The organism is Ruegeria sp. AL2 (assembly GCF_056540845.1).
The window spans coordinates 51,202-68,443 of record NZ_JBQFXM010000015.1; the positions used below are offsets into that span (position 1 = coordinate 51,202).

General features: G+C 57.1%; 18 protein-coding genes. 7 read left to right on the forward strand and 11 right to left on the reverse strand.

Annotated elements, in window-relative coordinates; genetic code table 11:
- Positions 1 to 40: 40 nt before the first annotated feature.
- The 6 genes from ACR0ID_RS16130 to ACR0ID_RS16155 all read right to left on the reverse strand — a co-directional run bounded on the left by ACR0ID_RS16130 (position 41) and on the right by ACR0ID_RS16155 (position 6,062).
- Positions 41 to 1,036, reverse strand: coding sequence for an ABC transporter ATP-binding protein (locus ACR0ID_RS16130; protein ID WP_480606977.1), 996 nt, complete (start codon positions 1,034 to 1,036; stop codon positions 41 to 43).
- On the reverse strand, positions 1,033 to 2,067 hold the full coding sequence (locus ACR0ID_RS16135; protein ID WP_480606979.1) for a Gfo/Idh/MocA family protein: 1,035 nt from the start codon (positions 2,065 to 2,067) through the stop codon (positions 1,033 to 1,035). The genes ACR0ID_RS16130 and ACR0ID_RS16135 overlap by 4 nt, the downstream gene beginning before the upstream one ends.
- Positions 2,064 to 2,903: a carbohydrate ABC transporter permease gene (locus ACR0ID_RS16140; protein WP_267366204.1), complete on the reverse strand. Its 840-nt coding sequence runs from the start codon at positions 2,901 to 2,903 to the stop codon at positions 2,064 to 2,066. Before ACR0ID_RS16140 ends, ACR0ID_RS16135 begins: the two co-directional genes overlap by 4 nt.
- Before the next feature lie 12 nt (positions 2,904 to 2,915).
- Complete coding sequence (locus ACR0ID_RS16145) at positions 2,916 to 3,830, reverse strand: carbohydrate ABC transporter permease (protein ID WP_480606982.1); 915 nt, start codon at positions 3,828 to 3,830, stop codon at positions 2,916 to 2,918.
- A 66-nt stretch (positions 3,831 to 3,896) separates the two neighbouring features.
- A complete protein-coding gene (locus ACR0ID_RS16150; RefSeq protein WP_480520597.1) occupies positions 3,897 to 5,150 on the reverse strand; it encodes an ABC transporter substrate-binding protein in 1,254 nt (417 codons plus the stop codon).
- 24 nt (positions 5,151 to 5,174) lie between these two features.
- Positions 5,175 to 6,062, reverse strand: a complete 888-nt coding sequence (locus ACR0ID_RS16155; protein WP_480606986.1) for an N-acetylmuramic acid 6-phosphate etherase — start codon at positions 6,060 to 6,062, stop codon at positions 5,175 to 5,177.
- 166 nt (positions 6,063 to 6,228) lie between these two features.
- Between ACR0ID_RS16155 and ACR0ID_RS16160 the strand changes: the two genes are divergently transcribed.
- The 4 genes from ACR0ID_RS16160 to nagA are packed head-to-tail and all read left to right on the forward strand — an operon-like array spanning position 6,229 to position 10,047.
- Positions 6,229 to 7,107, forward strand: a complete 879-nt coding sequence (locus tag ACR0ID_RS16160) for a glucosamine kinase nucleotide-binding domain-containing protein (protein ID WP_480606989.1) — start codon at positions 6,229 to 6,231, stop codon at positions 7,105 to 7,107.
- The gene (locus tag ACR0ID_RS16165) at positions 7,104 to 7,859 is read left to right on the forward strand and encodes a GntR family transcriptional regulator (RefSeq protein ID WP_480606991.1); all 756 of its coding nucleotides are present in this window, start codon (positions 7,104 to 7,106) and stop codon (positions 7,857 to 7,859) included. Before ACR0ID_RS16160 ends, ACR0ID_RS16165 begins: the two co-directional genes overlap by 4 nt.
- A 29-nt stretch (positions 7,860 to 7,888) precedes the next feature.
- Positions 7,889 to 8,917 (forward strand): SIS domain-containing protein, encoded by a 1,029-nt coding sequence (locus tag ACR0ID_RS16170; protein ID WP_480606993.1) that lies wholly within the window; start codon positions 7,889 to 7,891, stop codon positions 8,915 to 8,917.
- On the forward strand, positions 8,914 to 10,047 hold the full coding sequence (gene nagA / locus ACR0ID_RS16175) for an N-acetylglucosamine-6-phosphate deacetylase (protein ID WP_480606995.1): 1,134 nt from the start codon (positions 8,914 to 8,916) through the stop codon (positions 10,045 to 10,047). Before ACR0ID_RS16170 ends, nagA begins: the two co-directional genes overlap by 4 nt.
- Before the next feature lie 92 nt (positions 10,048 to 10,139).
- On the opposite strand, the gene ACR0ID_RS16180 is transcribed toward nagA, so the two are convergent.
- Together ACR0ID_RS16180 and ACR0ID_RS16185 are read right to left on the reverse strand one after the other, a co-directional pair.
- Positions 10,140 to 11,027: a c-type cytochrome gene (locus ACR0ID_RS16180; RefSeq protein ID WP_480606997.1), complete on the reverse strand. Its 888-nt coding sequence runs from the start codon at positions 11,025 to 11,027 to the stop codon at positions 10,140 to 10,142.
- 14 nt (positions 11,028 to 11,041) lie between these two features.
- The gene (locus ACR0ID_RS16185; RefSeq protein WP_480478107.1) at positions 11,042 to 11,509 is read right to left on the reverse strand and encodes a c-type cytochrome; all 468 of its coding nucleotides are present in this window, start codon (positions 11,507 to 11,509) and stop codon (positions 11,042 to 11,044) included.
- Positions 11,510 to 11,595: 86 nt separating this feature from the next.
- Between ACR0ID_RS16185 and ACR0ID_RS16190 the strand changes: the two genes are divergently transcribed.
- The 3 genes from ACR0ID_RS16190 to ACR0ID_RS16200 all read left to right on the forward strand — a co-directional run bounded on the left by ACR0ID_RS16190 (position 11,596) and on the right by ACR0ID_RS16200 (position 14,403).
- On the forward strand, positions 11,596 to 12,441 hold the full coding sequence (locus ACR0ID_RS16190; RefSeq protein WP_480607000.1) for a LysR family transcriptional regulator: 846 nt from the start codon (positions 11,596 to 11,598) through the stop codon (positions 12,439 to 12,441).
- Positions 12,442 to 12,535: 94 nt separating this feature from the next.
- Positions 12,536 to 13,462 (forward strand): MBL fold metallo-hydrolase, encoded by a 927-nt coding sequence (locus ACR0ID_RS16195; RefSeq protein WP_480607003.1) that lies wholly within the window; start codon positions 12,536 to 12,538, stop codon positions 13,460 to 13,462.
- Positions 13,459 to 14,403 (forward strand): MBL fold metallo-hydrolase, encoded by a 945-nt coding sequence (locus ACR0ID_RS16200; RefSeq protein WP_480607006.1) that lies wholly within the window; start codon positions 13,459 to 13,461, stop codon positions 14,401 to 14,403. The genes ACR0ID_RS16195 and ACR0ID_RS16200 overlap by 4 nt, the downstream gene beginning before the upstream one ends.
- Before the next feature lies 1 nt (position 14,404).
- Here the strand turns inward: ACR0ID_RS16200 and ACR0ID_RS16205 are convergent, their stop codons facing one another.
- From ACR0ID_RS16205 to ACR0ID_RS16215, 3 genes are read right to left on the reverse strand one after another with little or no spacing between them, the layout of a single operon-like run.
- A complete protein-coding gene (locus tag ACR0ID_RS16205) occupies positions 14,405 to 15,463 on the reverse strand; it encodes a YeeE/YedE family protein (RefSeq protein WP_480607009.1) in 1,059 nt (352 codons plus the stop codon).
- 51 nt (positions 15,464 to 15,514) lie between these two features.
- Complete coding sequence (hemA, locus tag ACR0ID_RS16210) at positions 15,515 to 16,738, reverse strand: 5-aminolevulinate synthase (RefSeq protein ID WP_480555201.1); 1,224 nt, start codon at positions 16,736 to 16,738, stop codon at positions 15,515 to 15,517.
- Position 16,739: 1 nt separating this feature from the next.
- A complete protein-coding gene (locus ACR0ID_RS16215) occupies positions 16,740 to 17,174 on the reverse strand; it encodes a DUF302 domain-containing protein (RefSeq protein ID WP_480520613.1) in 435 nt (144 codons plus the stop codon).
- Positions 17,175 to 17,242: the final 68 nt, after the last annotated feature.

Below are 17,242 nucleotides of genomic sequence, written 5' to 3' on the forward strand. Positions count from 1 at the left end.
CACCAGAACAAACTGGTGCAGAACGGGTCGAAAACTGCCGTTACTGTAATCTCTGTCCGTCATTCCCGAAGTAATATGCGCGGCTAGGATCAAACCCGAATTGTACATCGTCACCCGGGGCAATCGCGTACTGGCCAAACAACCGGACTGTGATTGGCACGTTGCTGGTTTGCAGAATGACATTGGTATCACCACCCAACTGTTCAACATGTGAAACGGTGCCGGCAATCGGTCCGCCGCTTTCCAAGCGGATGTCCTCCGGGCGCAGCCCAAGTTCACGCGCATCGCCCGGGGTCAGGCTGTCTGCGGGCAGAAAATTCATGGAAGGTGAACCAAGAAATCCGGCGACAAAGCGGTTTGCCGGGTTGTTGTACAGCTCCATCGGGGTGCCGACCTGTTCCACCCGTCCGTCGCGCAGCACCACAATCTTGTCGGCCAGTGTCATCGCTTCTGTCTGATCGTGCGTGACGTAGATCATCGAAGCCGAGAGTTGCCTGTGTAGATTTGCAATCTCAATCCGGGTGTTCATGCGCAAAGCGGCATCAAGATTGGACAGCGGCTCGTCGAACAGAAACAGCTTGGGTTGGCGCACGATGGCGCGACCGATGGCAACACGCTGGCGCTGCCCCCCCGACAGTTCGGATGGGTAGCGGTCAAGGTAGGGCTCCAACCCCAGCATCCGGCTCGCCTCGGCGACGCGCTCGTCGATCACGGTTTTCGGCTGGCGTTCCTGTTTCAGGGCAAGGGTCAGGTTGCCGCGTACATTCAGGTGTGGATAAAGCGCGTAGCTCTGGAACACCATGGCGATGCCGCGTTTCGAGGGCGGGGTCAGATTGACCTGCTCGCCCGCAATTCTGATCTCGCCCGATGTGGCGTCTTCAAGCCCTGCAATAACGCGCAGAAGAGTGGACTTTCCGCATCCGGAAGGGCCGACAAAAACCACAAACTCGCCGTCCTCAACCTCAAGACTGATGTCCTTCAGGACCTCTACATTGCCAAAAGATTTGTGAATGTTTTTCAGTGACAGGGCGGTCATTGGCTGGTCTCCTCAAGAGAAACGGGTTGGCCGGTGCGGATGCTTTGGTCAGCGGCCAGGCAGATTGCAAGGGATTGTACGGCGTCGGACATGTGGCGGGTCAGGTCGATATCCTCGGCGATGGCGCGCAGCATATAGGCTTGTTCAGCATCGCAGAGTTCCTGATGACCGGGCTCATCAGGCATGTCGATAGTCCGGTCGCCCTGCGGCGTGTGAACCAGAAGGCAACCAACCTTGGTATGACCATCGATGTCTGCTGACGCGCCCTTGTTTCCGTCGGTGATCGAAACAGACCCGTTGGGCGAAACGATGTCCTTCACGAAAAACGCAGTTTCGGACATCATCGGACCCCAGCCAGCCTCGTACCACCCGATCGAACCGTCATCGAACACCACCTGAAACTGGCCGTAATTGTACATGTCAGGCGCGATCTCATCCGACAGGCGCAGTCCCATGCCATGGACGCGAACAGGCTTTGCATCGGTGATCTGGCACATCACATCGACATAATGCACACCACAATCCACGATGGGTGACGTGGTCTGCATCAGGGCCTTGTGCGTCTCCCACTCAGGCCCTGAGGATTGTTGATTCAGGTTCAGACGGAACACATAGGGGCCACCCAGAGTGCGAGCCTCGGCGATCAGGCGCATCCAGGATGGGTGGTGGCGCAGAATATAGCCCACCACCAGCTTTCGGTTCAGCCGCGCCGCTGTTTCGACCACACGCCGCACATCGACAACGTTGGTGGCGAGTGGTTTTTCGACAAACACATGGGCACCCGCCTCCATCGCAGCGCAGGCGTAATCCGCGTGACTGTCCGAATAAGTCGCGATAACAACCAGATCCGGTTTGGTTTCGGTCAGAGCGGCTTCAAAACTTGAATACACCGGATAGCGCGTCAGATCAGAGTGATCCACGCGGCCGGATCGGTTCACCAGCCCGACAATCTGCGCGTCCGGGTGATGGTGATGTGCCAGCGCATGGCTCAGCCCCATGTTCCCAAGGCCTGCGATCAGGACGCGAGTCATTTCACCGCTCCTGACGTGATGCCGCGGATAAGCTGTCGCGAGAAGATCACATAGAGGATCAGCACCGGCAGAATCGCCATTGAAAGGGCTGACAGGACCGCGTTCCAGTCTGTCACAAACTGACCGATGAAGACCTGGCTTCCCAGCGTCAGGGTCTTGGTCTCTTCCGCAGGAGCCAGGATCAGCGGGAACCATAGATCGTTCCAGATCGGGATCATGTTGAACACGGCGACCGTTGCCATTGCCGGACGCACCAGCGGCAACACAAGCCGAAAGAAGATTGTGTATTCACTAAGGCCATCAATGCGGCCCGCATTCTTGAGGTCGTCACTCACCTGTTTCATGAACTCACTGAGGATGAACACCGCCAAGGGCAGGCCCTGCGCCGTATAGACAAGGATCAGCGCCCACAGGGTGTTCACCAGCCCGGTCGCCACCATCATTTCCAGGATGGCCACGGTGCCGATGCGGATCGGGATCATGATTCCAAGAGCGAGGTACAGACCCATAAGCATGTTGCCTTTGAACCGGTATTCACTCAGCGCATAAGCCGCCATCGCGCCAAACAGCAGGACCAATGTCAGGGATGCAACAGTCACAATCAGAGAGTTCTGGAAATAAAGGAAGAAATCCCCCTGCTTCATCACTGTCTGATATCCGATCATCGAAAAACTGTCGGCATCGGGCAGCGCCAGCGGTTCGCGAAAGATAGCCTTGCGGGTCTTGAAGCTGTTGATCAGGATCACGAAAACCGGAAACAGTGCGATCAGCGTATAAAAGATCAGTGCACCATGCATCGCGAAGGTGTTTAGCGGGTTGGAGCGGGCCTTATTCATGTCATCTGCTCCTTACAGCTGGTACCGGCGCATCCGGGTCTGGATGCCGAAAAGGTAGACACAGACACCCAGTAGGATAATTGCAAACATCGCACCAGCAATGGCCGAACCCATATGCGGATCACCTAATTGCAGCTGGAAGCCAAAGAATGTGCGATACATGAAGGTACCGAGAATATCGGTCGAGAAATCAGGCCCCGCCAGAGCACCCTGTGCAGCATAGATAAGATCGAAGGCGTTAAAATTGCCGACAAATGTCAGGATTGAGATGATCCCGACCGAGGGCAGGATCAGCGGCAGCTTGATCTTCCAGAAGGCGCTTGTACCGGTGATGCCATCCACTTCCCCGGCTTCCAGGATTTCTTCGGGGATCGACAGCAAGGCCGCGTAGATCAGCATCATAGGGATACCAACAAACTGCCAGACCGAAATCAGCGCCAGAGTGGTCAGAGCGTATTCCTCCTTCCCCAACCACGGGGCAAAGAGGGATTTCAGCCCAACCGCGTCCAGCATCGAAGGCGCGATGCCCCAGATGGGCGACAAGATCAATTTCCATGCAAACCCGACAATCACAAAGCTGAGGATTGTCGGAATGAAGATCGCCGACCGATAGAGCACCGCAAATCGCAGGCGCGGATGGCTGAGCAGCGCGGCCAGCGCGACGCCGATGGGGTTCTGCACCAGCATGTGAACCAGAAAGAACCAGAAATTGTTGCCCAGCGCATTCCAGAACTGTTCCGACCAGATCGGATCAAAAAACAGCGTTTGAAAGTTCTGCAGTCCAACAAATACGCGGCTCTGGTCGACTTCAGAGTAAAGGGCCAGACGGAGCGTATTGAACAGGGGAAAGATCATCACCGCTGTGTAGACAAGCACGGCTGGTGCCAGAAACACGACGATATGCCAGCGGATGCGGGGGCGGGTCATGGGGAGCGCTTTCAATGGAATGCTGGGCGTACCCGGGCAACTCATGCTGCCCGGGTATGGTTCAGCTTACTGATGTGGTGCGTACCACGAGGCGAGGCCTGTCTGCAGTTCTGCACCCAGCTCTTCGGGCGACTTGGCACCTTTGATCGCGGCAACGGATGCACCCCAGGTCTCATTCTCGAGGTTTGGTGTGCCGCGCGACAGGATTTGGTAGGTCGAGCGGATGGTCGATTCACATTCTTCACGCCAGCCGACGATCTCCTTGGCCAGCGGGTCCTGCAACTCGACCGGAGTGCTCGACAACGGGAAGAATCCGGGCAAAGCGTTGCCGAAGATCTCAGCAAACTCAGGGCTTGCGACCCAGGTCAAAAACGTTTCGGCGGCTTCAGGATTCTTCGTGGCCGCGTTCATGCCGATGCCGATATCCGTATGGTCCGAGATATAGCAGGTGTCGCCTGCGTTCTGAACCGGAGGCTTGAAAGCTCCCATCTCGAAATCGGCTTGTGCGTTGAAGCCGGAAATCTCCCATGATCCCGCAGGATAGATGGCTGCGCGGCCCAAAGTGAAGATGTTCTGGCTGTCGGGATAGGTCTGTGCTTCGTAGCCATCACCCAGATAGGCACCCCAGCGGGCCAGCGTTGCGTACGGGGCTGTCCAGGCTTCATCGGTCAGCTTCTGTTCGCCTGCGATCAACGCCTGACGACCTTCTTCACCCTTCCAGTAGTTCGGCCCGATGTTGTTGTAGCCCATCGTGGCAGCTTCCCATTGGTCGTTGGTACCCATTGCCATTGGGATGTAAGTGCCGTCTTCCTTGATCTTGTCCAATGCGGCAAAGAACTCGTCTTCCGTGGTCGGCACTTCGAGGCCCAACTCGGCAAAAGCGTCCTTGTTGTAGATGAAGCCGTGAATAACCGATGCCATCGGCACGCAGAAGCTGGCCGAACCGTCATCCGTCTGCCAGGCAGACTTTGCAACGTCCGAGAAGTTGTTCATCGCCTCGACCGAGGACAGATCGGTCAGGTGACCAGCCTCATAAAGTGCCAACGAAGCATCGAAGGGGCGGCAGGTAATCAGGTCACCGGCAGACCCCGCATCAAGTTTCGAGTTCAAAACCGCGTTGTATTCTGCCGGAGCAGACGGCGTGAACTGGACTTTGATGCCAGGATGCTTTGCTTCAAAGGCCGGGATGATCTGGTCCTGCCACAGGGTCAGGTCATCGTTACGCCAGCTTTCGATGGTCAGCGTGACGTCTTCGGCATAGGCGGCAGAGGCTAACAGCGTCCCACCAAGCAAGGCCAGTTTCAGGCTATTACGTTTCATTGTACTCTCCCATTTGGTTTGCAGTTATTTATCAGGTGTCAGTGCCGCGCTCAGAACTCCGCCCGTTTCTTTCAGGCGCGCATCGGCTGCCGCCAGTGAAACGCCGCGAGCAGCGATAAGGATGGCGGATTTGGCGTCTCCTTGCGCTTGTGCCAGGGCGTTTTGGGCGGTGCTTGCATCAACTCCGGCGATCCGGGCGACGATGCCGGTCGCACGCGCCCGCAGCTTTGCATTGTCTGCTCGCAAGTTGACCATCATCCCGTCATGAACATGACCCAACTTGATTGCCATAAGGCTGGAAAGCATGTTCAGCGCGATTTTCTGGGCTGTACCGGCGCCCATTCGGGTTGAGCCTGAAATCAGTTCAGGCGGGGTGGCAAGCAGAATCGCGTGATCGCATTGCGCCAACAGCGGGCTGCCCAGGTTGTTGGCTATCCCGATCGTGCATGCACCCGCAGCACGCGCAAGTCGCGCCGCCTCAAGTGTATACGGGGTGGTGCCGCTGGCAGAGACAGCAATGACCGTGTCGTTGCACGTAAGTCCGGCCAGCGCTTCAACCAGCCCGTCGGTGTCATCCTCGGTTCCACCGGGCATATGCGCGGATTGCGGCAGCCCTCCGGCCATCAGGATATGGATACAGTTTTCGTCGATACCGAAAGTGCCGCCCAGTTCCATTGCATCAGCCGCAGCCATCAGCCCCGAAGACCCCGCCGCCACGTAATACAATGAACCGCCTGATGCCAGACTGCGGGCCATAACTTCGGCACCTTCGCATATCGCACGCAGGGCGCCCTGCGGGGCACCGGCCGCTTCCTGCTGACCCCTGCACAAGGCCAGCGCCGCTTCTTCCAGCGGTCGGTTGCCCAAATCATATGCGTCCGGGTGGAGTTGTTCGGTGATGTGTGGCAGCACGTGTTTCTCCTCGTTGCCAGAAAGCATACCTATACAATACCATTTGTCCACTAATTTTTTTTCAGCCGCTATTGGCCTTATTAATCAGTGTACTTTTGATCTTTCTGCCCTTATTGGATTTACTTTGGCATTTACATTACAGCATAGGCATTATATAGGTATCATCATGCTTAGGTCGAAAAACAATCCAATCATCGCAGCAGATGGCGGCGGAACGACCTGTCGGATCGCCTATGACGATGGGGAGCAGCGGCTGGTGGTCGAGGTTGGCCCAGCCAACGTTGCCAGCGATTATGACGGTGCGATTGCACGTCTGAAAGACGGCTTGAAAATGCTTGCGACCAAGCTCAGTGTTCAGCCCGACACCTTTCGGCCCGTGCCGGCGTATTTTGGACTGGCTGGTGTTACCGGTGAACAGATCGCCCAGCGAGTGGCCGCGGATTTGCCGTTGGACAGTTTACTGGTCGAGGATGATCGTCACCCTGCGCTGGCGGGTGCGCATCAGGCAACCGACGGTGCAATCGCCCATTGCGGGACGGGTTCTTTTCTGGCCCTTCAATCGCAAGCCGGCCGACGCTTTGCCGGTGGCTGGGGCTCCGTGCTGGGGGATGAGGCTTCTGCTCAGTGGATTGGGCGCAGAGCGCTTTCGGTGACGCTGGATGCATGGGATGAGCTGGTGCCAAAATCCAACCTGACTGAGGCCTTGCTGAACGAATTTGGAAGTACAAGCGGCATTGTCGCTTTCGCGGCTGCGGCCCGACCTCATGAATTCGGCCAAATTGCGCGACAGGTGACAGCGGCAGCAAGGTCAGGGGATGAACGGGCGGTTTCGCTTATGCGCGAAGGCGCCGTGCATCTTTTGCAGGCACTGGAAGCAATGGGCTGGACGCCGGCCATGCCATTATGCCTGACCGGGGGTATTGGCCCACATTACGAGGCGTATCTGCCGGATCGTGCGCGTGGCGCAGTAACAGAACCCAAAGGTGCGCCTATCGACGGAGCCATCGCGTTGGCCCGGGCTTTTCAAGTGGAGCATTCGGCATGAACGCAGCTTCTTTTCTGGCTTCTGACGACTGGCTCGAAAAAAGCGGAGGGCCGCGCTATGTCCGGCTGCGCCAGCGGCTGGAAGAAGGCATCGACGCTGGTGTCCTTCCCCCGAATTCCTCATTACCGCCCGAGCGCGAAATCGCCGAGATCACCGGCCTGTCCAGGGTCACCGTGCGCAAGGCCATTCAGGAATTGGTGAAACAGGGCGCAATCGTACAGCGGCAGGGTTCCGGATCTTTCGTGCGGAACGCCGCGCCGAAATTAGAACAATCGCTTTCGCATCTGACTTCGTTCAGTGAGGACATGCGCCTGCGCGGCATGGAGTCAACCTCCAAGTGGTTGGAACGGGGCGTTTTTCTGCCATCACCCGAGGAAACGGCGGTACTCGGGCTGCCCGCTGACGGACAGGTGGCCCGCATTTGCCGCCTGCGAGAAGCTGGCGGGCGCCCCATGGCAGTCGAACGTGCCTCGTTGCCATTGGACATTCTGCCAAACCCACTAGCCGTGCGCGACTCACTCTACGATCTTCTGGAAGAAAACGGCTGCCGACCAGTTCGCGCTATCCAGAAGATTTCCGCCGTTAATCTTGAGGCTGAAGATGCCGCGCTGCTCGGTGTCGCCGAAGGCGCAGCAGGGCTGAGCATCCAGCGGATTTCCCATCTGGAAGGCGGGCGCGTCGCCGAGTTCACAAAATCCAACTATCGCGGCGATGCCTACGACTTCGTGGCTGAGCTGCGACTCACTCCATGATCTGTGATTCCGATGGAAAGGCTGCCCCGATGACCCCGAAAACGACCCTGATGCGTCAGGAAATCGAAGAGATTCCTGTTGCTGTCGAGCGATTACTCAGCAATGGCGGAGATGCCCTGAGCACAGCGACGGACGTCGCCCGGAACGGCGGGCTGAAGTTCATGATTTCGGCGGCGCGTGGCTCTTCGGACCACGCCTGCACATTTCTGAAATACGCAAGCGAACTGCTTCTTGGTTTGCCCATGGCATCCGTCGGCCCATCAGTCGCGTCCGTGTATGGCGCCGACCTGCATGTGGCCGGGGCGCTTTGCCTTTCTGTTTCACAATCAGGAAAAAGCCCGGATATCGTGCAGCTTACGAAAAGTGCCCGAAAGGCCGGGGCCAGCACGGTGGCAATCACAAATGATCCGTCGTCGCCCCTTGCACTGGCGGCTGAGGCGGCTTTGCCGCTGCACGCGGGTCCTGAGCTTAGTGTAGCGGCGACAAAGACATTCGTGACCTCGCTGGTTGCCGGGCTTTGGCTGCTGGCGGAACTGAAAGGCGACAAAGATCTTCTGGGTGCGCTGCGTGAACTGCCCAAGCACCTTGATGCCGCGACTCGGTGTGACTGGAGCAAAGCGGCGGCTGTCGTCACCCAAAGCTCGCTGTATACGCTTGGTCGCGGACCAAGCGTAGCGATCTCGAACGAGGCTGCGCTGAAATTCAAAGAAACCTGCCAGATCCATGCCGAAAGCTATTCCTCGGCCGAGGTGTTGCACGGCCCGGTCTCGATCGTGGAAGGCGGATTCCCGGTTATTGCCTTTGCCGCCAATGACCCGGCAGAGCCGCTGTTGGCCGAGGTTGCCGACACTCTCGCAGCCAAAGGGGCACAGGTATTTGCTACCAGCCCAAAGGTAACAAAGGCCGAGGTGCTGCCTCATGTCCGCACGGATCACTGGTTGACGGACCCGGTAGCCGCCATCGTGTCCTTTTATTCAATGGTCGAGCAGGTCGCCGTACAACGCGGGATCAACCCGGATGCGCCACGTCACCTGCGAAAAGTGACGGAAACGGTATGAGCGGCCAGGCGATCATCTACCACGGCGGGCTTGTTTACGACGGCACCAGATTGCACGACGGTGCCGCGCTGCGGCTGGAGGCGGGCCGCATCACTGACATAGGCGTTGACGTGAAGACAGACGCTGGCAAGCTTGTCGACCTGCATGGCGATATACTGGCGCCCGGTTATGTTGACCTGCAAGTGAATGGCGGCGGCGGAATGATGTTCAACGCCGCCCCATCTGTCGAAACACTTGCACGCATTGCCAAGGCGCACCGGGCGCTTGGGGCAACCTCGATCCTTCCCACCCTGATCACAGATACCGCAGCCAAGACCCGCGCCGCCATCGAAGCGGCCAAGGCCGCGATTTCTGCGGGTGTTCCGGGGATCGCTGGCCTGCATCTGGAGGGACCTCATCTTTCGGTGGCTCGGAAAGGTGCCCATGATGCAGCCCTGATCCGCCCCATGGATGACGAGGACCTGACGACGCTTGTCGCGGCTGCGCATGCCCTGCCCGCATTGATGCTGACGGTTGCGCCAGAAAACGTGTCAATTGCTCAGGTGAAAGCGCTGGTCTCAGCAGGCGCCGTAGTTTCGCTGGGCCACAGTGATGCGGATTTTGATACCTGCTTGTCCTATGCCGAAGCCGGTGCGTCCTGCGTCACGCATCTGTTCAACGCAATGAGCCAACTTGGCAATCGATCTCCCGGGCTTGTCGGGGCGGTTCTGGCCTCGGGCCGGTTGAGCGCCGGACTGATCGCCGACGGTATTCACGTTCACCCCGAAGCCATGCGCACGGCTTGGGCCGCCAAACGGGGCCCGGGCCGGATATTTCTGGTCAGCGATGCGATGGCACCGGCTGGCACGGACCAGCGCATGTTCGAACTGGAAGGCCGCCGCATTTCCCGCAAAGACGGCCGTTTGACACTGTCTGATGGCACTTTAGCGGGGGCTGATTTGGACTTGACCACAGCACTGCGTGTCCTGACCACGCAGGCAGAAGTGCCGTTGGAAGACGCATTGGCTGCCGCAACTCGCATACCCGCCGAAGTGATGGGATTAACCGACGCGGGTCGGCTGGCCATAGGAGAGCAATGCCCGCTGATCCGCATTGCCAGAGATCTGAGCAATGTAGCCGTGCTGGTTTGACCCAGCAATCCAAACGTTTTTTGCGTTGCTCAGAACCAGTGTCATAAGACCTGCGCTGACAAATGCCCGAGTTTCTGCAACCAGTAGCCAATTCACTGAACGGGAACGGATTTCAGATAAGCAGCAATGGCCAATCGGTCTTCATCGCTTAGTTTCGAGGTGTTCTCGATGACTTCGACCATTTCGCCTCCGGCGCTGTCATAATCCGGTGTGAAACCGGATTTCAGATATTCAGCGATGTCAGCCTCGGACCAGTCAAGCTGGGCGGTGGTCAGACCGGGGATGCGCCCCTTGCCATTCGGATTTGGCGCTCCGGTCAGCCAGAGATCCCGCTTCAACCCTCCCAGTCCGTTTCGCGGTGTATGGCATTCCGCGCAGTGCCCCAAAGCTTCCACCAGATACCGCCCCCGGATTTGCTGATCGGTCAAATCACCTTCAACCACCCAGCCCGAGCCCGAAAACAGAAATTTCCACAACCCCAGCCCGCGCCGGATATTGAAAGGGAAACCAACGTCATGCGGGATACTTGCCGCATCAGATGCAGGCAGGGTGTTCAAAAACGCATGAAGCGCCGCGACATCCTCGACCGTCATCTTGGCATAAGAGGTATAGGGAAAGGCCGGGTAATAATGTTGTCCCTTTGGTCCTGTTCCGTGTTTCAGGGCATTGGCCAGATCCAACGCGGACCATGATCCAATTCCGACGTCTGGTTCACTGGAAATGTTTGGAGCTACAAACGTACCGAAATCCGTTTCAAACCGGCGCCCGCCTGCTAGAACAAGCTTTCCTTCCGCGCGGGCATCCGGGGCCGAGTGGCATGAGGCGCATCCTGCTGAATAGAAGACAGACGCCCCTCTGGTCACGTCGGGGGTCAGACCGGCCAACCGGGCTGAATCAACCCTTTGCGGTCGGGTCAGCAGCAAACCGGCCAACCCGACCAAAAGCATGACTAGAACGGCGAAAAGTAGAATGCGCCGCACTGATCAATACTCCTTTAATTTTCCGGTGCTCTGTATGCTTTGTGACAGGCCGAGCAGGCTCCGCCAAGTTGGCCCATCGCCCCTTTCAGAGCTTCAACATCCTGACCTGCCGCAGCCTGCATCGCAACAGCGGCATCGGCGAGTGCCTGCCCTTTGGCCCCGACATCTGCGAAGTTTTCCCAAATAGCGGGCAAGGCGCGGGTTGACGGGTCTGACACATTATCCGATCCGGCTGGCCACATCGCGGACTGGTCGATCTGCGACACAACGACAATATTATTTGCGGCTCGCGTAGCCGCTTCGGCATCATATTCTGCCTCTCCCTTGGCCATGGCGCCCAGCGTGCCAAGGTTGAAAGCGTAAAGCTGCATAATCGAAGTCCGCGCTTTTACAGCCGGGTTTTCGCTATCCTGAGCAATTGCAGTTCCAACTACGGCCAAGGACAAAAGACCTGCCGCAAAGATCGAAGACTTCTTAATCATGGTGTGGCTCCCTGTTTAATGTACCATATGATAGCTTGAACGATTTTTCTTGTAATTGTTTGTTATTCGGCCTCACCTGTTCATTTATGAACAACGACAATTGGGACGATATTCGGTATGCCCTCGCCGTCAGCAAACACGGCTCGTTGAATGCGGCGGCGACAGCCCTGGGCGTTGCACATGCAACCGTCCTGCGCAGGGTTGCCGCCTTCGAACACCGATATGGCTGTGTTGTTTTTCGGAAAGACCCGTCGGGGTATTCAGTACTTCCCGAAGCCAGAACAATTCTGTCCGCCATGGAAAGCGTTGAAGACGCCGTGCTTTCGGTAGAACGCGCCGTTGTGGGCGCAAATCGTTCGCCTGCGGGTCATGTGCGTATCGCGTCCACGGACAGCCTTTGCCAGTTTGTCCTGCCGCAGGTACTAAACTCAATTTCCGCCCTCTATCCGAGCCTCGAACTGACGATCCTCAGCGGTAACAGTCACCATGATCTGACCAGGTTAACTGCGGATATAGTTGTCCGCCCTTCGGTTCAACTTGGTGAAGGGTTGACCGGAGAGCGCGCAGGAACGTTGCACTTTGGGGTTTATAGTGACGGTACCCGTGACCAAAAATGGATTCGGCTTGATGGGGCTCTCAGCCGTTCACTCCCGGCCAAATGGTTGGCTGAACATGTTCGCGCCGATGACATGACAAACGGAGCAGACAGTTTTCTGGTGCTTCAGCAGATGGTTGCATCCGGTGTGGGGCGAGCTTTCTTACCTGCTTTTATTGGCGACGCTGATCCCCGGCTTCACAGGTTGAACGACATTGATCCCGGAATCGAGGTTCCACTTTGGGTCGCGACGCTAGAGGAAATCGCACACACGCCAAGATTTGCGGTCGTGCAACGGGCTCTGGTTGAACACCTGCCGCATGTACTGGCTGGGTGACGTCACAATTATAGTGGTGGAAAGCCCCAGAGATAATGTGCCGTCCGGGCCATTCATCATTTACAAATAAAAACATTCATCTTAATGATTATGTATGAGCAGAGACCCACATTTCTCCCGGCGCACCTTCCTGTCTCAGGGCGCATGTCTGGCGCTCTGCCTGCGACCCAGCTTTGCGATTGCGGAAATGACACTTGGCCAATCGGCAAGGATTTCGACTTTGTCAGATGGGTATCTGTCGTTGCCGCCCGAAATGGTCTTTGGCGCAATGCCCGAGGCAGAGCTGACAGAACTTCTGAACCGCTATCAGGTAGATCTGACCAGATACGAGCCCGAGTGCAACATTGTGCTCTACCGCGATGACCAGAATACCATACTGTTCGATGTTGGAGCCGGGCCCGACTTCATGCAAACCGCTGGCAAACTTCCGGAAACTTTGGACGCCGTCGGGTTGTCTCCGGATGAGGTCACGCAGGTGATCTTCACCCATGCACATCCAGATCACATCTGGGGTGTGCTGGACGACTTCGGAGATCCCCTCTTTCCCAATGCCAGATTTCATCTTGGCCGCACGGAATGGGACTATTGGTGGAACCCCGCAACCGTGGAAAAGATAGGGGCCGACCGCACGGCCTTCGCGGTGGGCGCAAAGCGGCGCATGGAAGCCATCGAAGGCATGGTTGCGTTTTTTGATGATGGGCAGGAAATCCTTCCCGGTATCGCAGCACGCGCTAGTTTCGGGCACACGCCCGGACATATGTCCTTCGAGATTCGCAAAGGCAGTGACGCGGTGATGGTCGTGGGCGATGCGCTCGGCAATCCGCACGTCGCGTTCGAGCGTCCGGATTGGCGCAGCGGTACGGATCAGGACCCCGACGCCGCGGCAAGTGCACGGAAATCGCTGCTGGATCAGATTTCTCATGCCCAAATGAATATTATTGGATTCCATCTGCCAAATGGCGGATTTGGCCGTGTCGAAAAGGCCGGTTCGACCTATCGATTTATTGGAGAGCCTGCATGATGCGCGCTTTGTTGATTGCCTGTACCCTGGCCACACAAACCTGGGCCAGTGAGGATATTGCTGACCAGTACCCGCAGAGCGTTCTTTACTCGAAACCTGTCGAGTTTATTCCCGGCGTCTTTTCCGCCATCGGTGCAACCGCACCCCCAACCTATGAGAATTCGGGCCACAACAACAACCTCAGCTTCATCGTGACCGGAGAGGGCGTTGTCGTCATCAACGGTGGCGCGGCTTATGCGCTTGCCGAAGCGCTTCACAAAGAGATCCAAGCGATCACGGATCAGCCCGTGAAGCTTGTCTTTAACGAAAACGGTCAGGGGCACGCCATGCTGGGGAACGCCTACTGGTCGGAACTTGGAGTGCCCATCGTCGCTCATTCAGATGCGGCGGCTGAGTTCGAAGAATATGGGCCGCAAATCCTTGAAGGGATGCAGGCATATAACAAGGACAAGGCAAAAGGAACTTTTCTGGCCGGTCCGACAGAAACGTTTGACGATGAATACATCGTCGAACTCGGCGATTTTCGCATCGAGGCCAAACATCTTGGACCTGCGCACAGCCCCGGCGACATTTCGATCTGGTTGCCCAATCAAAGCCTTGTCATCGCGGGTGACATGGCATTTCACGAACGTATGCTGCCGATCTTTCAGGACACCTACACCGCAGATTGGCTTGAGACCTGGGACAATGAGTTCGAGGCACTGGAAGCCACATATGTGATCCCCGGGCACGGTCATCCTACGAACATGGATCAGGTGCGCCGGTATACACGTGATTATCTGGTCTACCTGCGCGCAAAGATACTGGAACATATGGATGCAGGCGGGGATCTGGCCGAGGCCTATTACGTCAACCAAACCCCTTATGCCCATTTGGACACGTTCGAGGAACTGGCCACAAAAAACGCCGGTCGTGTCTACGAACAGATGGAATTCGAATAAGTCAGGACCGCCGAAGAACGAGCATTCGCATCATCATCCGATGGGTGGCGACGGCCCCGACCCACATCGAGAAGACGGCAAGCCACGCAGTTATCGACAAGGACGATCCCCCGGACAATCCGGCACCAACGGCGCAGCCACCTGCCAACATTGCACCAAATCCCATCAAGACGGCCCCCACAAGGTAGCGCTCCATCGGAGTATCCGGGCCAAATTGTTCGATCTTCCACTCGCCGGAAAGAATGGCAGAAACAGCGGCGCCAATTGCAACGCCCGGAACCAGACCAATGCCAAAGGACAGGGCAATGTTCCGCTCAGCCACCAGCGCCATCAATGTGTCCGTTGCCGGGCCGGTGAACGTGACCGAAGACACCGGCACGACGTCGAAGGAGGCTTGTGCAATCGCAAATGTCATCAACCAGCCAAGCGCCACAGCGACACCAACTCCGGCTGCCATGACAATCTTTGTCATTGTAACCTGCTGGCGCGCTGCAAACGCAACGGCCAGAACAAATGTCCCCGCGGCAAAGGCTGAGTATGCGATCGGCGAAAATCCAAGTAGTGCCGAAAGGTCGCGCGCGTTGCCACCTGCGATCGTCCAAAGACCGGACAGCGCCTCGCGCGCGGGGCTGAGCACACCTGTGTAAGCCGCTTGCGCGACCAACGTCAGAACCAGCCCCGTCACCATTGCCCTCAGGTTGCCGCATGAGGCCAACACCAACAGGCGCGACGCGCATCCGCGCGCCAAAATCATTCCGACGCCAAACATCAAACCGCCGATCACCGCGCCACTCAGGCTGCCTGTCGACGCAATTGACCGCGCCTCGGACAAATCCAGCCATTCAATCGAGACGAACCCCTGTACCAGCGTCAGCGCCGACGTGAACGCGACCAGCCAGACGGCCAGACGGGGGCCAAGCTCGCCCTCGGCGACTTCAACAGTGGATGCCCGCAAACAGAATTGAGATTTCTGAGCGGTGACTCCGAACAGGATGCCAACAAGCAAACCGGCGGCAGCCAATGTGCCCGAATCTCCCAGCAGATCGATGAGGCGTTCCATAGACAAAACTCTCACCTCTTTACGTGTCCGTCTTTGCCTTCCGTCAAGTTCTCACTGTGCGGCCATCGGTTTGCGCGCAAGCTGGCACTGTGTCCACAATGCACCCAACGCCTCGACCAACAGGGTTACATCTTCTGACGAATGTACAGGTGACGGCGTAATCCGAAGGCGTTCGGTGCCTTTCGGGACAGTAGGATAGTTTATCGGCTGGATATAAATCCCGTAGTCGCGCATCAAAACATCCGAGATGAAGCGGCACTTGACCGGATCACCGACCATGACCGGGATAATATGGCTTGGGTTGGGCGTGTGCGGGATGCCCAAAGCGTCCAGCCTGCTCCGAACCTCGCTTACGCGTTGCTGATGCAGGCACCGCTCCTCATTGCTATGCTTGAGGTGCCGGACGGATGCTGCGGCGCCGGCGGCGACGGCCGGGGGCAATGCTGTGGTAAAGATAAATCCGCTGGCAAAGGAACGGACAAAGTCGACAAGTTCCTTTGACGCCGCGATGTATCCACCAACCACGCCGAACGCTTTGCCCAACGTGCCTTCGATAACCGTCAGGCGATCCATCAGCTCTTCGCGTTCAGCGATGCCGCCACCGCGCGGCCCATACAGCCCGACGGCATGAACCTCGTCCAGATAGGTCATCGCGCCGTACCGATCCGCCAGATCGCAGATTTCGGCAATCGGCGCGATATCGCCATCCATCGAATACACACTTTCAAACGCGATCAGTTTTGGTGCGTTGGATGGCAGGTCCATGAGATGTCGTTCAAGGTCCTTCAAATCGTTATGCTTCCAGACCCGCTTTGCGCAACGACTGTGACGGATACCCTCGATCATCGACGCGTGGTTCAATTCGTCGGACAGAACCGTGATACCGGGAATTCGCGAAGCCAGAGTTCCCAAAGCAGCCCAATTTGAAACATACCCGGACGTGAATAGCAGCGCTGCTTCCTTGCCATGCAGATCCGCAAGCTCCTGCTCAAGCAGAACATGTTCATGCGTGGTCCCCGAAATATTCCGAGTCCCGCCAGCCCCTGCGCCACAGGTGTCGATCGCGCGGTGCATGGCCGCCAGAACCTTTGGATGCTGACCCATTCCCAAATAATCGTTCGAGCACCAGACTGTGACTTTCTCAGGTCCGTTTTCTGCATGGTTGTGTGCAGTTGGAAATGCTCCGCAATGACGCTCAAGCTCGGCGAAGACCCGGTAATTTCCTTCGGCCTGCAATTGCCCTAGCTGATCAAGAAAAAACTGTTGGTAGTTCATGTCAGTTTCCAACGGCTTCTTCTACGATACCGGCCAACAGGGCTTCGACTTTCTCCATCGGTCCGTCAGGATAGCTTCGGTAGCCCACTTTGACACCGCCTTCGTCCTCGGCCACGAAGATCCCGTAGGGGCAATAGCCGATATTCATCGGGTCGGCCTCCATCATTTCGCGCGAGAGCTTTGCGGAACAAAAGATAAATATTTCAGCGGCTGTGAAGATCTGCTTGTCGCTGCCGACATCCGCCCCCGTCCGGTTCAGCATGTCACCAACATGGCTCACATAATCGATAACCAGCCCCTGCCCAACAATTGCTGATTCAACGGCAAAGGTGGCGTCATCAAAGCTGCCGTCAAAGGGGACGGCAATGACCTCCCCTGCAAAAACCGGGTTTGCTAATGCAACCGAAAAAGCGGCTGATGCGATAAAGTGTTTCATGATGATGTTCCTCCTCCTGAACCACATTTCTTCAGATTTCACCGCCAAGGCTTTGACACCGGTCAAAG

What these genes read in the sequence shown, in the direction of transcription:
- ACR0ID_RS16130 (WP_480606977.1), bottom strand. Translation starts at nt 1,036, where the DNA reads ATGACCGCCCTGTCACTGAAAAACATTCACAAATCTTTTGGCAATGTA.
- ACR0ID_RS16135 (WP_480606979.1), bottom strand. Translation starts at nt 2,067, where the DNA reads ATGACTCGCGTCCTGATCGCAGGCCTTGGGAACATGGGGCTGAGCCAT.
- ACR0ID_RS16140 (WP_267366204.1), bottom strand. Translation starts at nt 2,903, where the DNA reads ATGAATAAGGCCCGCTCCAACCCGCTAAACACCTTCGCGATGCATGGT.
- ACR0ID_RS16145 (WP_480606982.1), bottom strand. Translation starts at nt 3,830, where the DNA reads ATGACCCGCCCCCGCATCCGCTGGCATATCGTCGTGTTTCTGGCACCA.
- ACR0ID_RS16150 (WP_480520597.1), bottom strand. Translation starts at nt 5,150, where the DNA reads ATGAAACGTAATAGCCTGAAACTGGCCTTGCTTGGTGGGACGCTGTTA.
- ACR0ID_RS16160 (WP_480606989.1), top strand. Translation starts at nt 6,229, where the DNA reads ATGCTTAGGTCGAAAAACAATCCAATCATCGCAGCAGATGGCGGCGGA.
- ACR0ID_RS16165 (WP_480606991.1), top strand. Translation starts at nt 7,104, where the DNA reads ATGAACGCAGCTTCTTTTCTGGCTTCTGACGACTGGCTCGAAAAAAGC.
- ACR0ID_RS16170 (WP_480606993.1), top strand. Translation starts at nt 7,889, where the DNA reads ATGACCCCGAAAACGACCCTGATGCGTCAGGAAATCGAAGAGATTCCT.
- nagA (WP_480606995.1), top strand. Translation starts at nt 8,914, where the DNA reads ATGAGCGGCCAGGCGATCATCTACCACGGCGGGCTTGTTTACGACGGC.
- ACR0ID_RS16185 (WP_480478107.1), bottom strand. Translation starts at nt 11,509, where the DNA reads ATGATTAAGAAGTCTTCGATCTTTGCGGCAGGTCTTTTGTCCTTGGCC.
- ACR0ID_RS16190 (WP_480607000.1), top strand. Translation starts at nt 11,596, where the DNA reads ATGAACAACGACAATTGGGACGATATTCGGTATGCCCTCGCCGTCAGC.
- ACR0ID_RS16195 (WP_480607003.1), top strand. Translation starts at nt 12,536, where the DNA reads ATGAGCAGAGACCCACATTTCTCCCGGCGCACCTTCCTGTCTCAGGGC.
- ACR0ID_RS16200 (WP_480607006.1), top strand. Translation starts at nt 13,459, where the DNA reads ATGATGCGCGCTTTGTTGATTGCCTGTACCCTGGCCACACAAACCTGG.
- ACR0ID_RS16205 (WP_480607009.1), bottom strand. Translation starts at nt 15,463, where the DNA reads ATGGAACGCCTCATCGATCTGCTGGGAGATTCGGGCACATTGGCTGCC.
- hemA (WP_480555201.1), bottom strand. Translation starts at nt 16,738, where the DNA reads ATGAACTACCAACAGTTTTTTCTTGATCAGCTAGGGCAATTGCAGGCC.
- ACR0ID_RS16215 (WP_480520613.1), bottom strand. Translation starts at nt 17,174, where the DNA reads ATGAAACACTTTATCGCATCAGCCGCTTTTTCGGTTGCATTAGCAAAC.